We start from the raw sequence: 15,785 nt of genomic DNA on the forward strand, positions 1-15,785 counted from the left end.
TACAAATAAAGAAGGCTATCTCCTGTCAGTAATCTGATAAGGGATAGCCTTTTATTTATGATCAGATTAAGCTTTCAGATCATTATTATAGAAACGCTCCCAATTAGAATAGAGATCAATAACGTACATATGATGCAGATGGCTTTACAAAATGTATTAGTTTACCGAAAAGAATAATAGTGAATCTTATCAAACAATCCAATTTCCTCCAAATATTTATCAAAATGTGAACGAAAACAGTCATTGATTGAATTTTTATGGATTATTTTGAACGAAAATGATTGTTTTTTGTTAGGTTTGTGATACGATAGTTGGAGTTGGAGGAATGAACATGCTGACAGAAGAACGCTACCATTTAATTCTACAGCGCTTACAGGAACGAAGCATAGTTAAATTACAAGAATTAGTTGATATTTTAGGTGCTTCTGAATCAACGATTCGACGTGATCTTATCGATCTTGAAAGTCGCCAACTGCTAAAGCGTATACATGGGGGAGCAGCCCTAGTTCATCAAAAAAGCCAAGAACCTGGTATGGACGAAAAAACATTCACAAACGTTCAACAAAAAGATGTAATCGCTAAATTAGCAGCACAAGAGCTTTTGGATGGAGAATGTATCTATCTAGATGCAGGTACCACTACGCTTGCCATGATTCCTTATATTGAAGCCAAAGACATTACAGTCGTGACCAATGGATTGTCTCATGTAGAAGCGCTCGTTCATCAACAGATCCGCAGTTATTTGTTGGGAGGGATGATGAAAATGCATACCAAAGCCGTTATTGGAAGTATAGCTCTCCAAAATATGGACAACTTCCGCTTTGATAAATGTTTTCTCGGAGCAAACGGTATTGATGCAGAGATGGGATATACGACTCCAGACCCTGAAGAAGCTTTAATTAAAAGACGTGCACATGAATTGTCCAGTCAGACGTATATATTAGCTGACTCTAGTAAGATCGGTGAGATTACGTTTGCCAAATTGTTTAGTCTTAATGAAGCCGTATTGATCACAGAAGCGATGCCAGAACAATGGCAACGTTCGATTGCTCAAAAAACTAAAATAATCGAGGGATAACCATGATATATACAATAACGCTTAATCCTTCCATAGACTATATCGTGGAAGTGGACGAATTGAAGTTAGGTGACTTGAACCGCATGAAGCGTGACTTAAAGCTTCCAGGTGGTAAAGGCATTAACGTATCTCGTATTTTGAATCGTTTGGATGCACCGAATACAGCACTTGGATTTGTCGGTGGATTTTCCGGTCAATATATAGAAGATAAACTTCATGCTGAACACATTTCGACTGACTTTGTTCATGTGGCAGATGATACACGCATCAATGTAAAGCTCAAGCATGGAGAAGAAACAGAGATCAATGGTCAAGGGCCGAATATCAGTACGGAAGAAGCTGATGCGCTGGTAGCTAAATTATCTCAATTGCACAAAGAAGACGTGGTTGTTCTTTCAGGAAGTGTACCCCCGTCTTTGGGAGCGAATTTCTATGATCGTCTGATTGAAGTATGTAAGCAGACAGGAGCAGAATTTGTAATTGATACGACAGGGCCAGCATTGCTCAAAGCACTTGCAGATCGTCCATTATTAGTGAAGCCTAATCATCATGAATTAGCAGAACTGTTCAGCGTTGTGATTGCAAGTCGTGAAGATATTATTACGTACGGTCGCAAATTACTAGAACTTGGTGCTCAACATGTATTGATCTCGATGGCTGGTGACGGCGCATTGTTGATTACGCCGGAAGAAGTCTATCATGCTAATGTACCTAAAGGAACGGTCAAAAACTCTGTCGGAGCAGGCGATTCTATGATTGCTGGATTTACCGGTACACTGGTATCGACTCATGATCCTCTTGAAGCTTTCCGTACAGGTGTTGCTTCTGGTAGTGCAACTGCTTTTTCAGACGATCTAGCGACACGTGAAAAAATTGAAGAATTACGTCCACAAGTTACTATTGTTACATTATAGAAGCTATTGATTGAATCCAATAAAGGAGTGTAACCTAATGAGAATTACAGATCTAATGATCAAAGAAACGATGATCATGGACTTACAGGCAACAACCAAAGAAGCAGCGATTGATGAATTGATCGCTAGTCTTGCAACCAGTGGAAGAATCAATGACAAAGTACTATTTAAAGAAAAGATTTTGAAACGTGAAAGCGAATCAAGTACGGGTATCGGTGGCGGTATTGCGATGCCTCATGCCAAAACAACAGCGGTAAACGAGCCTACAGTTGTTTTTGCTAAAAGTACAAGAGGGGTAGATTACGAGTCTCTTGATGGTGAACCTGCTCATTTGTTCTTTATGATTGCAGCACCAGAAGGAGCAGCAAATACACATTTACGTACATTAGCTGCGCTCTCTAAGCTACTGATTGATAGCGATTTCATCGAAAAATTGATGAATACAACCAGTCCTGACGAAGTATCCGCACTTTTCGATACACAACAAGCTGAAAAAGAAGCGGCGGAAAAAGCAAAAGCTGAAGCCAAAGCAGCAAGAGAACAAGCCAAACAACAAGAAAATGCAACAGTGCAACAAGCAGAAGCTACGCTGGAAGGCAAAGACAACAAACCATTCGTGGTTGCTGTTACCGCTTGTCCTACAGGGATTGCTCATACCTTTATGGCAGAAGACGCATTGATCAAAAAAGCGCAAGAAATGGGCGTAGAGATCAGAGTCGAAACAAACGGTTCCGAGGGTGCTCAGACTGTACTAACTGACGATGAAATTCGTCGTGCAAGTGGTGTTATTGTAGCCGCTGACAAAAATGTAGAAATGGCGCGTTTTGATGGTAAGCCTGTTTTACAAAGACCGGTTAGTGATGGTATTCGCAAATCCGAAGAGTTGATTCGCAAAGCGATGAATGGAGACGCTCCGATCTATCATAGTGCTGGAGGAAAATCGTCTTCTGAAGCTTCATCTTCAAATGAAAAAACAAAAATAGGTAGTAAAATTTATAAAGACTTAATGAATGGTATCTCGCATATGTTGCCGTTCGTTGTCGGTGGTGGTATTTTACTTGCGATCTCGTTCTTAATCGAACAGACAGCAGGCGAGAATAGCCAAATCTTCAAGCTATTGCAAACGATCGGTGGCGGAGAAGGCGCATTCTTCTTCCTGATTCCAATCCTAGCTGGTTTTATCGCAATGAGTATTGGGGATCGTCCTGCATTAATGCCTGGTATGGTCGGCGGTCTAATGGCAGCGAACTCTAACGCTGGTTTCCTCGGCGGTTTAGCAGCTGGTTTCTTGGCAGGTTATGTGATCCTTGCTCTACGTAAGTTACTTGCTGGATTACCAAAAACATTAGATGGTCTCAAACCGATTTTGTTATATCCTGTACTTGGTCTGTTAATTACCGGTACGATTGCGTACTATATCTTCGATCCAATCTTTGGTGGTATTAATACGTGGTTGGTTAACGTCTTGAATAACCTTGGAACAGGAAATGCTGTTATTCTAGGTCTGATCTTAGGCGGAATGATGTCAATCGATATGGGTGGGCCATTTAACAAAGCCGCTTATGCGTTTGCGATTGGTGTATTTACATCAAGTGGTAATGTAAATGGTACAATGATGGCGGCTGTTATGGCAGGCGGTATGGTTCCTCCACTTGCGATTGCTTTGGCTACTACATTCTTCAAAAACAAATTTACAGAGCAAGAACGTAAGTCTGGTCTAACTAACTATGTACTTGGATTGTCCTTTATAACCGAAGGTGCGATTCCTTTTGCAGCAGCTGATCCATTACGTATTCTAACGTCTTGTATTATTGGTTCTGCAGTTGCAGGGGGCTTGACACAATTCTGGGGAATTAATATTCCTGCACCTCATGGTGGGATTTTCGTAGCAGCTCTTGCTAATCATGCTTTACTATTCTTATTAGCTGTTGCCATTGGCGCTGTTATTTCTGGTTTGATTTTAGGAATATGGAAAAAAGTACTTGTAGCTAAATAATAAAAGATAATACTCAAAACCTCTGTGTGAAGATCAAGCTGATTGGATATAGCTAATGTTCTTCTCACAGAGGTTTTTTTGGTATCGTTGTGCAAAAGTAACATATTTAAATGTCGAATTTTGTATTGTATGACCATTTCATAAAATAAATAAAGAAAATGAGCGAATTCATGCAAATAAATGTAAATATTAGGCAAGATAATGACGATATATAATCTATAACTCCTAGTATATTAAATAGTTCAAAAGAATTATAAAAATCTATTTACAGTCTATGAAAACGCTGTTATAATCAAAATCAATCAAGAGTAATCACAAACGATCACGAAAATTGTCGAAAAAAATCAATAAACGATCATCATCGATCATGAGCACATGTTCAACGTCATTATTAGCTAACATATGTAGACAGGTGGAATGTCCCATGCTTTTTGAAGAAGAACGAAAGCATAAAATGGTTCAATATTTACAAGAGAATCACCGGGCATCTGTTCAAGAACTAGGGGAAGCTTTTGGAGTATCAGATTCAACGGTTCGTCGGGATCTCAAAGAGTTAGAAGATGCAAGGCGATTGAAAAGGACACACGGGGGAGCCGTATCACTGCAAAGTGTTAATTTTGAACCCAATATGGTGGACAAAGAAGATTCTTTTCGAGAAGAGAAAGAGCGCATTGCGAAACGAGCGGTAGAGATGATCCATCAAGGTGATACGATCTTGCTTGACTCGGGAACGACAACTCTTCCATTAGCAAAAGAACTAAAGCATATGTCCGGTATTCGAGTAATCACGAACTCGGTCATTGTTCTTAGCGAACTTCGAGATTGTCGGAATATTGAATTGTCTATTATTGGCGGATTGTTAAGGCCAGACACACTAGCATTTGTTGGGCCGATAGCAGAACGTTCACTGGATATGGTACGTGTAGACAAAGCTTTTATTGCAACAAACGGTCTGGATCTCAAAGAAGGTGTAACCACCCCTAATCTGACAGAAGCTGCTATTAAGCGCAAAATGATTGATATTGCTAAGCAAGTTATTTTATTAGCAGATCATAGCAAGATTGGTAATATCGCTTATGCCAAATTTGCAGACGTATCAGAGATTGACCATTGTATTATGGATGATGGAGTACCGCTTCATATTATTCATCAACTGAAAAAGCTAGGTATAGGTGTGACGATCGCTTAACTACACGTTGGGATCAGAAATACATGATACATCATGATGAATTTGAAAGCGTTTTAATAAAGGCGATAAAGGTTAGACCATTACTCATTATAAGGGGATATTACCATGAAAAAATTATTGGCTGTTACCGCTTGTCCAACCGGTATTGCTCACACGTACATGGCTGCTGAGTCATTGCAAAAAGCTGCAGATCAAAAAGGTGTACCGATCAAAGTAGAAACTCGTGGTGCAGTTGGAGTCGAGAATGGTCTAACCGCTCAAGAAATCGCTGAAGCACATGCTATTATTATCGCTGCTGATACAGATGTAGATGAAGATCGCTTTGCAGGCAAACCTGTTATTCGTGTAGCAGTTGCACAAGGGATCAAAGTTCCAGGAGAATTAATCGATCGTGCATTAGCTAAAGAAGCTTCCAGTGGTCTTGCTGCTTCACCAACAGCTACACCTGAAGAAAATGCAGGTCGTAAGCCTAATATGTTCTACAAACATTTAATGAATGGTGTATCCAATATGTTACCGCTTGTTATTGCAGGTGGTCTGATTATCGCATTCTCATTCTTATTCGCTTTCACTAAAGGCGGAGTCGATCAAGTAGAGGGTTCGTTTGGAGCTGCTTTATCCACAATTGGTGGCGCTTCAATGGGACTGATGGTTATCGTATTATCTGGATTCATTTCATTCTCTATCGCTGGTAAACCCGGACTTGCACCTGGTTTGGTAGGCGGTGTACTTGCTAAAGATATGGGTGCTGGATTTATCGGCGGTATTATCGCAGGTTTTGTAGCTGGTTATATTGCACATTACTTGATCAAAACAATCAAAATGCCTAAAAACTTTGAAGGACTTAAACCGATTCTAATCGTTCCTGTATTGTCTGTACTTGCTATTGGTCTATTGATGGTCTATGTTATCGGTCAACCGATTGAATGGTTGTTGACAGGTTTGACAGCTTGGTTGACGAATATGGGTGCAGGAAATGCTATTATTCTAGGAGCTATTCTTGGTGCAATGATGGCACTCGATATGGGGGGCCCTTTCAACAAAACCGCTTATACTTTTGCAGTAGGATTGCTAGGTGCTTCTCTTTATACGCCAATGGCGGCTGTTATGGCAGCAGGTATGACTCCACCACTTGGTATTTGGTTAGCAACTGTTATTGCTAAAAATCGCTTTACCAAAGAAGAGCGTGAAGCTGGTAAAGTGGCTTCGATTCTAGGGCTATCGTTTATTACCGAAGGTGCTATTCCGTTCGGTGCGGCTGATCCGATTCGTGTTATTCCTTCCTTTATGGTAGGTTCGGCTGTAGCTGGTGCATTATCAATGTACTTCGGTGCAGGTCTACATGCTCCTCATGGTGGTGTATTCGTTCTCTTTATCCCGAATGCAATCGATCATTTGCCACAGTATGTATTGTCTATTGTTATTGGTACTGTCGTTACAGCGTTGATGGTCTTGTTGCTTAAACGCAAAGCACCTGCTAAATTATAAGTAATTATAATTCATTACAAGCGACCGGAACGATGATTTGTCCGGTCGCTGTCCATATTTTCAAGATTTACACTTAGGTTCTACCAGTTGACTATAAGATGATGACTATTAGAAGGAGTGACACTACCCATGAATATCAGCGAACTATTAAGCACAGAAAGTATATTTTTACCTTCTAACGCAACAACACGTGAAGAAGCGATTCAACAAATGGCAGCAGGTATGAAAGCTTCTGGAGCAGTTACGGATGAAGCAGCTTATGTTAATGCGGTTATGGCACGTGAACAACAAAGTTCAACAGGTATTGGTTTTGGCGTCGCTATTCCTCACGGCAAGTCATCAGGGGTTGCCAAAGCAGCATTAGCTTTCTCACGCTTTGCAGAACCGCTTGATTGGGAATCTTTAGATGATCAGCCGGCTCAAATTGCATTTATGATCGGTGTACCTGAAGCCAATGCAGGAAATGAACATTTGCAGATTCTGGTAGCTCTTTCTCGCAAATTAATTCATGAAGAATTTCGGGCTGAATTGATTAACGCTCAGAGCAAACAAGAAATTATAGATATTTTAACTCGTACGATCGGTTAATCCTAATTAGATAGAATAGATATGTAAATAAAAGCGTATTGCCTGTTTATAGGTGATACGCTTTCTTTAATATACGTTGGCATCATCATCTATTGATTCTGATCTCTACATCTAAAATAGATACGCGTTTGAAAGTCATACATACGGTTAATGAAGATTATCTGATTCCAAGCAAATTAACAAGAAGATGAATCTAATACAAAGGTGGAACATAATGAGTAAATGGGTAGAGTTTAGCCAGGCTTCGCGGTTGCATTTTGTGCCTTTAATGGCGATTTGTGTAGTGCAGGGAGCTTTAGCAGCATGGATATGGAATGATCAATTTAGCGTACTGATTTTCCTTTTAACATTGATTGGTTCAAGTGCAATACATATTTTTTCGATGATGATTAATGATCTATGGGATTATCGCAGTGGTGTTGATGTTGCCGCTTATCAATCCGAAGAATCGATTTCGACAGATTCAGGATATCTGACGACTGGTAAATGGAGTGAACAAACATTTGCAAAAGTAACATGGAGTATGCTCGCTATCACGATCGTCTGCGCGTTAACATTATACTTTTTAAGTGGATGGGGCGTGTTATTACTCGGAGGAATTGGCGGATTACTTGCTTTATTTTATGTTGTTCCCCCGATCAAATATGGATATATCGGTAAAGGCAGTAGTGAACTGGCGCATGTATTATGTTTTGGCGTGTTCCCGGTGATGGGCGCTTATTATGTGCAGACAGGTCACTTTGATATACGGTTATTCTTTTTATCATTGCCTATGGGGTTGCTAACGACACTGACCTTTTTCAATCATCACTTTTTACACTGGAAAACAGACAAACAGGTTGGTAAACGTACATTGGTCGTGGTATGGGGAGAACGAAAATCGTTTCGCTTTTCGATTTTCTTATTATGTCTGGCTTTGTGCAGTATTTTGCTCTGTGTACTTGTCGGTGGATTGCCGATCTACGGTATTCTTGCGCTATTAACAGCTATTCCGTTATGCCGTATGTACCAGCATATGAAAAATAAGCGCAACTTGCAGACACATCAGCAATTATTATGGTTGTCATTACGAACCTCGCTACAATGCGGAACAGTGATGATTTTAGTATTGTTAGTCGGGCGCTGGATATGGTTTATGTAAAAGTAGATCCTACTTAAACAGGTTAAACAAAAAAGATATCTATAATAAGATGTCTTTTTTTGTTTAGCACAACCGAAATGATTTTAAAAGATAGACATAACTACAAAATTTTTCTAAAATGTATGTACAAGTTAGATGTAAAAGCGCATAATTTAATAAATGATATGTACAAGTTGAGAAATATTGTAAGCGGTATCTTGATTATACAAAAGGGGATGACAACATGAAGCAGCCATCATTATCTATTAACGAGCAAATTACGATCTGGAATCAAAAGTCAGCTTTAATTGCAGGTAATCAATCTTTTGAGACGATAGGGATTCATATTGAATTAGAAGCAGGAGCTATTCGCAAGTTACCCGCATATATCCATACCGAGCGTTATCAGCATATTATGGTTGTGTATGATAAATTCACATATGAAGCAGCAGGTCGGCAAACGATAGATTTACTGCAAAGTATTGAGGTAGGTATTACAGAATTAGAGTTACGTGAAAATAAAGTAGGCGATGTAATTGCGGATGAAGCGACAATTGTACAATTATTGTTAGCTGTTACTCCTCAGACCGATGCGATTGTAGCGATTGGTTCAGGAACGATTCATGATGTTGTGCGAATTGTCAGTCACAAAATGAATAAGCCATTTTTGTCTGTTCCTACTGCAGCTTCGGTAGATGGATTTACTTCTGCCGGCGCACCACTTATTGTGAATGGAACCAAAGAAACATTTCAAGCCAAAGCACCAGAAGCTATTTTTGCAGACATTAATATTTTGATCAATGCTCCGCAAACATTAACCGCCGCAGGATTTGGTGATATGTTAGGCAAATGCACTTCATTAGCAGATTGGAAAGTATCCCGTGATCTTGGAAAAGAACCTTATAATCAGTTGGTATACGATATTACAGAAGAAGCGCTTCATCAATGTATTGAAAAAGTAGATTTGATTGCTTCAGGTAGTGCAGAAGGTATCTATACGGTTATGTATTCACTACTTGCTTCAGGAATAGCTATGTTGATCGCTGATCATTCGCGCTCAGCGTCAGGGGGAGAACACCATATTTCTCACCGCTGGGAAATGGAATTGATCAAAGGTGGACACAGACAAATTTTACATGGAGCCAAAGTAGGAGTGGCATCAGCACTTCTAGCCGATCATTATCGCCAATTAGCAATCGATCATCCAAAAGTTCAAGCTTTTGCCGCTTACAAAGATATCCCAACCAGCGCACAGATGAAGCAGTGGTTATCCGCAGTAGGTGGCCCAAGTGAATACGAACAATTAGATATGCCAGCTGAATGGTTAGAACTGGCTCTACATTCCGCTCACACTCTACGTAACCGATATACAGGGTTAAAATATATGAATGAACATCAATTGATCTAATCAGTTGTGTTTATGGTAAAATAAAATATCTTATATCTTTATCAATCGTTCGGAGGAATTATGGCCGCAAAATACAGACAAGTTCGAGATGAAATATTATCGTGGATTCATTCATCCAAATTATTACCAGGTAGCCGATTGCCTTCGGAACATGAGATTGCTGATCAATTCAGTGTCAGTCGACAAACGGTACGTCAGGCTTTAGGGGAATTGGTGCGAGAAGGCTGGTTGAACCGGATGCAAGGCAAAGGGACATTTGTTGCTGATCCTGCTGTCAAATCAGTCGATGACAACAAAACGGTAGGTGTGATTACTACGTATATTTCGGATTATATTTTCCCCCAAATTGTGCAAGGTATCGAAACGAGACTACGTAGCGAAGGATATCGTCTACTGCTAGCGAGTACAGAAAATGATCCAACCAAAGAGCGCGAGTGTCTTGAAATGATGCTCAATCAGTCTCCTGCGGCTTTGATTGTAGAACCTACTCGAAGTGGAGAACGCAGTGCCAATCTCAATTATTTTCTTACTATTGAAAATCGTTCAATACCTTATCTGATGATTAATGCGAGTTATGAAGAAATGGATTCCGCATGTCTACGAATGGATGATGAGCGTGGAGGATTTTTGGCGGCTCAACATCTGATAGAACTGGGACATCAACGGATTGCTGGCTTTTTCAAAACAGATGATATGCAAGGCGTACGTCGTATGAAAGGATTCGTTGCGGCACATCGCAAGCATGGGATTGCTTTACAACCATCATTGATTTTTACGTATACTACAGATGACAAAAGCACTGCACCGATTCAACAAGCACAACAACTTATTAAGCAATCTGCTCAAGAGCGTGCAACCGGATGGGTACTATATAATGACGAATTAGCTATTAATCTGCTTCAAGTTGTGCGTGAAGCCGGTCTTTCGGTACCGAATGATCTATCGTTAGTCGGATTTGACGATTCTTTTCTAGCTACAGCTACAGAAGTGAAGCTAACAACACTTAGTCACCCCAAGCATGCATTGGGAACAGCGGCAGCAGAAATGATTTTGCAAATGTTAGATGGAGAACAACGGGGCTTAGGCGAAAAGATACATACCCCTGAGCTGATTATTCGTGAATCCACATCATCTCCTGCTGTAATACCCACATAACTGTCTGGATCAGTGAAGATCTCTGGATAAGCTAGATTATAATTAGGAGTGTACGTATGAAATCATTAGAAAAAGCATTATCACAATGGGTACAGACTCATCATCAATATAAAGTTAGCGGGCAATATATACCTGTATCGCCGGATACATTGCAGCACCAATGGCCAGATACAATTCCAAGTTCACCTGAATTGGATTATTATCTAAGTCATTATGAACCGTCTGATGTACTGGTTGAGACTGGATTTGCTCCGATTATATTCTGGCCTATCGATCAGTTGCAACAAGCATTGATTGGTTATCGCTGGGTAGGCATGTCAGAGCCTTTTACAGAAAGCGATACATGGCGTGCAGACTTTGTGATTATTGCAGATGATCTGGGCAAAGGTAATCCTATTATCGTCGCAACCAGTGAAGAAGGGACGCCTGTATATGCAGGATATGATGCAGGCGAGCCTTTTTTGATTGCACCTACACTGGCAGATTTTTTTGTAGCGATGAGCTTACTTATTGAGGTTGTATACGGATCATTTGAGATTTTTGAAATAACAGATGATGATAGTGTAGTGCTACCAGCGTTTGAAGAACAGCTCAAGACTGCGATTGAACCGATTCTGGGAGCGGAATTATTTGCGAATTTCTATGATTACTTTTACGGATAATCGTTATTTATGGCTCGATAGGGGACAAGTCTATAGAACAGACATAATAAAAACTCCGCTTCTCACTAGATATCGTGGGAAAGCGGAGTTTTTGTGCTGCTTATTTGGTTGTACCTATACATTCAATGTGAATATGCTAAATTACGCTTGAGATTTTTCATCTTCGCCCAATACACAGTCAGCGAATAAGACGGATTTGGGAATACGGAAAAATTGTTCTGTTTTTTCTTGAAATGCTGGTGAAGGCAGTGTAGCTTGATGTAACCATTTACGGAAAGTACCGGGATGAACACCAATCCAATGGCTAACATCGGTTACTGATAGATCATGTACCATACATAAGCCTGTCAAAATGTGATTACGTACCGGTGAACGAGTAATCGTTCTTTTCATAAAGCGAGATGGTTCTTGCTGGCAAATCACAGGGCTATTATTGATCACCTGCTGGTTAAACAAAATGTGGTGCGGGTATCCCAATTCCCGGCATACTTTTTCAAGATTGGCTTTGCCAGGGAGGCGGCCTTCATAGACCCAAGCGCTTACGCTTCGTGATGAAACCGATAACCGTTCTGCAAGCTCAGATAGTTTGATATCATTGACCATGAGCACAGCGAGCAATACTCGATTGCGGATTTGACAACGTGTTGGTCTGCGGAATCGCTTAACTCGCACTCCTTTGCCGAGGTACTTACGGTTGATCAGAGACCACGCCTCTATAAAGTGTCGTTCTGGTTGATTAGGCATATTTCCTCCGATTAATCTATTTTTTCTTGATATTAGGTTTAGTGTCCTTTCAACATCCTACAACACCCAGACGCTCGTTTCAAGCTGACATGGTCACTATTTTTAACCATTTAAGAATATTTATCAAATAAGAATGATTATAAGCATATTTACTTATCTAAATCAGTAAGATGGATCACAACCATCTGCTTTATTTTAATAGAAGTCATTGATATTTGAAGCGTATAAAATAAGATAAAAAAGTGATCCTTATATCCTTTTTTTGGAAGATATATCGCTATCATTTATAAAATACACAGAAGACTGGAGAAAAAAAACAGATATTCTTGCGTATAGACAGAAGTCTGCTTTTTCCTTGATATCACTCACTTTTGGAAGGATATCGATGAACATACAGGTTGTTATTTGAAAAAAATAAATCCATTTCTGATACATTTGTTGTGTAATGGGGTATTAAATAAGACGATAGCCAATTTGCTTACTAAATTGGTTGCAACATTAAAAAACTAACATACAATCGTTTTATATTATTAGGAGGCCAATACTTATGAGTACAAGTCATGAAAAACTTACAGCAACAAAAAGAGAAAGTTCAAAACGTTCTGAAATGCGTGAACTTCGTCTAAAAGGACGCGTTCCAGGTGTAGTATATGGCCCGGATTTGGGCAGTGTTCCTGTACATGTAGATTCTAAACAACTTCTAGCTCACGTTAAACGTGGTGGAGCAGAAATGTTCTCACTTGCTGTAGAAGGTGGAAAAGAAGTACAAGTTCTTATTAAAGATGTACAACGTGTAGACGGTCGCATCTTGCATGCTGACTTTATGCAAGTTTCCGATACTAAACCAATTCATGTAACCATGCCAATTGACTTCCACGGTGAAGCAATCGGTACTAAATCTGGTGGTGTGTTACAACACCAAGCAACAGAATTAGAAGTAAGCGGTTTGGCTAAAAACTTGCCAAGTAGCCTTGAAGTTGATATTTCCGCTTTGGAAATCGGCGACAGAGTAACTGCTGGCGATGTTAAATTGCCTTCTGGCGTTACATTGGTATCAAGTGAAGAAGAGATCATCGCTTCTGTTATCGTACCTCGTGTAGCTGAAGAAGATCTTGAGCCTACAACTGCTGAAGAAGCTGAAACTACTGATGCTTCTACAAATAATCAAGGCGAAGAAGTTCCAGAAGTAGGTAAAGAATAATAGTTGCATCTATCTGTACAATGCGTACTATATAGCATAACGAAAAAGCTGATACTCTTTAAGAGTGTCAGCTTTTTTTATCAGCGCATCTATTGATTATTTATGATACGATAAGAAAGAAACTTATTGTCTATATAAAGGAGCTATTCTGTTATGATCAAACACATTGTCTTATTTAAGTTGAAAAATCCTACAACTGAAGTCGTGAATGAAACCGTAGCCAAATTAAGAAGTTTGGAAGGAAAAGTGGATTCACTGATTGCTTTGGAAATCGGGGCAGACATTTTGCGTACAGAACGTTCTTATGATGTTGCGTTAACAGCTACATTTGAGACATTAGAAGGTTTACAAGCGTATCAAGTGCATCCAGAACATGTGAAAATCATTGAATACATGAATAGTGTGAGAGAAAGTTCAATAGCAGCAGACTACGAATACTAAGGCGGTGTGACTCTTTTGTACTATATAAACCGTGAACAGATTGAACGAAGAATTGTAGCCTTAGAAGATGTATGTGAAGCATTACAACAAGTGTCTACGGATTGGGATAACAGTCTTATTTCTGGTTTTGTTCAAGAGCGGGCACTTCATTTAGCGATTGAATGTGTAACTGATATCGGCAGTTATTTAATTGATGGTTTTATTATGCGAGATGCTAGTAGTTATGACGATATCGTAGATATTATGCGTGATGAAAAAGTAATCGATCAACCGATGGGCGAAATGTTGACAGCACTGGTGCGTCTGCGTCGTCCGCTAGTACAAGAGTATTATGATTGGAATCGCACTGAACTTCATCCGCTGACTACTCCTCTAGTAGAGGTATTAAAAGAATTCGGTCAACGGATTTATACGTATCTAGATCAAGAATTAGATTCGTTAACAGTGGTAAATGTAGACAGATCATCAGGTACCTCGACGTCTACATAAGCTACCCTATTATAGTAAATATCTTGTTTGAAATGAATGCTTTGGAATTTACATCGCTGAGTGGATACGCTACAATAGCGTTAATCCACAAAGGGATAATGTGACCCTTTTCGCTGACAAAGCGGATCGGGTCATTTTTATTTCAATTTAGAGCAAGGGGGTCATACGATGAAGTCCCATCAGGAACCATCGACCCGGCGCAGTATTATGATTATGCTCAAAACACAAGGACCCTTCAGTGTATCTGAGCTAGCACGGGAATTGAATATTACAGAGATGGCGGTCAGACGTCATATTCATACGTTAGATCAAGAAGGATTATTGATTACCGAAACGGTGCGTATTCCAACAGGTAGACCGTTTTTACGCTTTCGGTTAAGTGAACGTGCAGAAGAACATTTTCCTCATAATTATCATCAACTAGCGTTAGATCTGCTAAGTGAGTTGGATGAAGACGCAGTGGCTGTATTATTTGAAGGACGTAAGCAGAAATTGTTATCTCGTTATCAAAGTATTGCAGATACTCAAGATCACCAAGAACGAGTAGCTGCTTTGACTGATATTCAGCATCATGGTGGATATATGGCACGTTATGAGCAACAAAGTGAGGATCAGTATACGATTTATGAATATAACTGTCCCATCAATCAGATTGCGAATCGCTATGATATTGCTTGTCAGTGTGAACAACAGTTATTTGAACAATTACTACAAGCAGATGTAAAGCGAACTGAATGTATCGCCAAAGGTGGACATTGTTGCGTATATCAGATTCAATTTCCATCCAATTCAGCAGCAGATTCAGAGTAAAAGCAGATCGATTATCGGTCTGCTTTTTGATTTATCTGATGATGATCTATCGACAGGTGGGATTTTTAAGCGGTGTGTGGGTAATACACATATAGAAAAGATAAGTGAAACGAAGGAGAGATAACGATGCCAAATCATAACAAATCGAAAAGTTTAACATGTGGTATTTTGACAGGACTATTAGTAGGAGGATCGACAGCACTTTTGCTAGCTCCTAAAGGCGGTCGTGAACTGCGTTCAGATATTTCCACCAATGCTCGTATTGCAGGAGCAAAAGGTCGTGAATTAGCAGAACTGAGCAGAGAAGTGGTAGGCGTAGTCAAAGATTGGAAAGAACAGATCAATATCGCAACAGCAGAGGTGAAAGTAGAACTAGCTGCTCTCAAAGCAGAACAAGCGGATCAACCAGGTCCACAAACTAAAGGAAATTATAGCGTCTAAACAAACGTTACATCTTTCACTTGCTACTAATTGTGTATACGGTATAATAAGTACAGTTTAC

General features: G+C 39.8%; 16 protein-coding genes. 15 read left to right on the forward strand and 1 reads right to left on the reverse strand.

What is annotated here, in order from left to right; translation table 11 throughout:
* Nucleotides 1–331: 331 nt before the first annotated feature.
* From PQ456_RS07510 to PQ456_RS07555, 10 genes are all read left to right on the forward strand, one after another.
* Nucleotides 332–1,078, forward strand: a complete 747-nt coding sequence (locus tag PQ456_RS07510; RefSeq protein ID WP_273615564.1) for a DeoR/GlpR family DNA-binding transcription regulator — start codon at nucleotides 332–334, stop codon at nucleotides 1,076–1,078.
* Nucleotides 1,079–1,080: 2 nt separating this feature from the next.
* Nucleotides 1,081–1,992, forward strand: a complete 912-nt coding sequence (pfkB, locus tag PQ456_RS07515; RefSeq protein WP_273615565.1) for a 1-phosphofructokinase — start codon at nucleotides 1,081–1,083, stop codon at nucleotides 1,990–1,992.
* Between the two features lie 37 nt (nucleotides 1,993–2,029).
* Nucleotides 2,030–3,988 carry a PTS fructose transporter subunit IIABC gene (locus PQ456_RS07520; protein WP_273615566.1) on the forward strand — a complete coding sequence of 653 codons (1,959 nt, stop codon included), beginning with the start codon at nucleotides 2,030–2,032 and terminating at the stop codon, nucleotides 3,986–3,988.
* A 424-nt stretch (nucleotides 3,989–4,412) separates the two neighbouring features.
* On the forward strand, nucleotides 4,413–5,177 hold the full coding sequence (locus PQ456_RS07525; protein WP_273615567.1) for a DeoR/GlpR family DNA-binding transcription regulator: 765 nt from the start codon (nucleotides 4,413–4,415) through the stop codon (nucleotides 5,175–5,177).
* Between the two features lie 105 nt (nucleotides 5,178–5,282).
* The gene (locus PQ456_RS07530) at nucleotides 5,283–6,665 is read left to right on the forward strand and encodes a PTS fructose transporter subunit IIC (protein WP_273615568.1); all 1,383 of its coding nucleotides are present in this window, start codon (nucleotides 5,283–5,285) and stop codon (nucleotides 6,663–6,665) included.
* Between the two features lie 129 nt (nucleotides 6,666–6,794).
* Nucleotides 6,795–7,253, forward strand: coding sequence for a PTS sugar transporter subunit IIA (locus PQ456_RS07535; protein WP_273615569.1), 459 nt, complete (start codon nucleotides 6,795–6,797; stop codon nucleotides 7,251–7,253).
* A 214-nt stretch (nucleotides 7,254–7,467) separates the two neighbouring features.
* Nucleotides 7,468–8,394 (forward strand): prenyltransferase, encoded by a 927-nt coding sequence (locus PQ456_RS07540; protein ID WP_273615570.1) that lies wholly within the window; start codon nucleotides 7,468–7,470, stop codon nucleotides 8,392–8,394.
* Nucleotides 8,395–8,617: 223 nt separating this feature from the next.
* Nucleotides 8,618–9,781, forward strand: a complete 1,164-nt coding sequence (locus PQ456_RS07545; RefSeq protein WP_273615571.1) for a sn-glycerol-1-phosphate dehydrogenase — start codon at nucleotides 8,618–8,620, stop codon at nucleotides 9,779–9,781.
* Nucleotides 9,782–9,841: 60 nt separating this feature from the next.
* Nucleotides 9,842–10,936: a GntR family transcriptional regulator gene (locus tag PQ456_RS07550; RefSeq protein WP_273615572.1), complete on the forward strand. Its 1,095-nt coding sequence runs from the start codon at nucleotides 9,842–9,844 to the stop codon at nucleotides 10,934–10,936.
* A 56-nt stretch (nucleotides 10,937–10,992) separates the two neighbouring features.
* Nucleotides 10,993–11,598: a hypothetical protein gene (locus PQ456_RS07555; RefSeq protein WP_273615573.1), complete on the forward strand. Its 606-nt coding sequence runs from the start codon at nucleotides 10,993–10,995 to the stop codon at nucleotides 11,596–11,598.
* Between the two features lie 141 nt (nucleotides 11,599–11,739).
* Here the strand turns inward: PQ456_RS07555 and PQ456_RS07560 are convergent, their stop codons facing one another.
* Entirely contained in the window at nucleotides 11,740–12,342 is a 603-nt protein-coding gene (locus PQ456_RS07560; RefSeq protein WP_069327033.1) for a transcriptional regulator, read from the reverse strand.
* A 547-nt stretch (nucleotides 12,343–12,889) separates the two neighbouring features.
* Between PQ456_RS07560 and PQ456_RS07565 the strand changes: the two genes are divergently transcribed.
* From PQ456_RS07565 to PQ456_RS07585, 5 genes are all read left to right on the forward strand, one after another.
* Nucleotides 12,890–13,543 (forward strand): 50S ribosomal protein L25, encoded by a 654-nt coding sequence (locus tag PQ456_RS07565; protein ID WP_273615574.1) that lies wholly within the window; start codon nucleotides 12,890–12,892, stop codon nucleotides 13,541–13,543.
* Nucleotides 13,544–13,696: 153 nt separating this feature from the next.
* The gene (locus PQ456_RS07570) at nucleotides 13,697–13,984 is read left to right on the forward strand and encodes a Dabb family protein (RefSeq protein ID WP_204824780.1); all 288 of its coding nucleotides are present in this window, start codon (nucleotides 13,697–13,699) and stop codon (nucleotides 13,982–13,984) included.
* 15 nt (nucleotides 13,985–13,999) lie between these two features.
* Nucleotides 14,000–14,473 carry a DUF86 domain-containing protein gene (locus tag PQ456_RS07575; protein ID WP_273615575.1) on the forward strand — a complete coding sequence of 158 codons (474 nt, stop codon included), beginning with the start codon at nucleotides 14,000–14,002 and terminating at the stop codon, nucleotides 14,471–14,473.
* Between the two features lie 168 nt (nucleotides 14,474–14,641).
* A complete protein-coding gene (locus PQ456_RS07580) occupies nucleotides 14,642–15,283 on the forward strand; it encodes a helix-turn-helix transcriptional regulator (protein WP_273615576.1) in 642 nt (213 codons plus the stop codon).
* A 126-nt stretch (nucleotides 15,284–15,409) separates the two neighbouring features.
* Entirely contained in the window at nucleotides 15,410–15,724 is a 315-nt protein-coding gene (locus tag PQ456_RS07585) for a YtxH domain-containing protein (RefSeq protein ID WP_273615577.1), read from the forward strand.
* The last annotated feature ends 61 nt before the right edge of the window (nucleotides 15,725–15,785 follow it).

The sequence above is a fragment of the Paenibacillus kyungheensis genome, from assembly GCF_028606985.1.
GTDB lineage: Bacteria > Bacillota > Bacilli > Paenibacillales > Paenibacillaceae > Saccharibacillus > Saccharibacillus kyungheensis.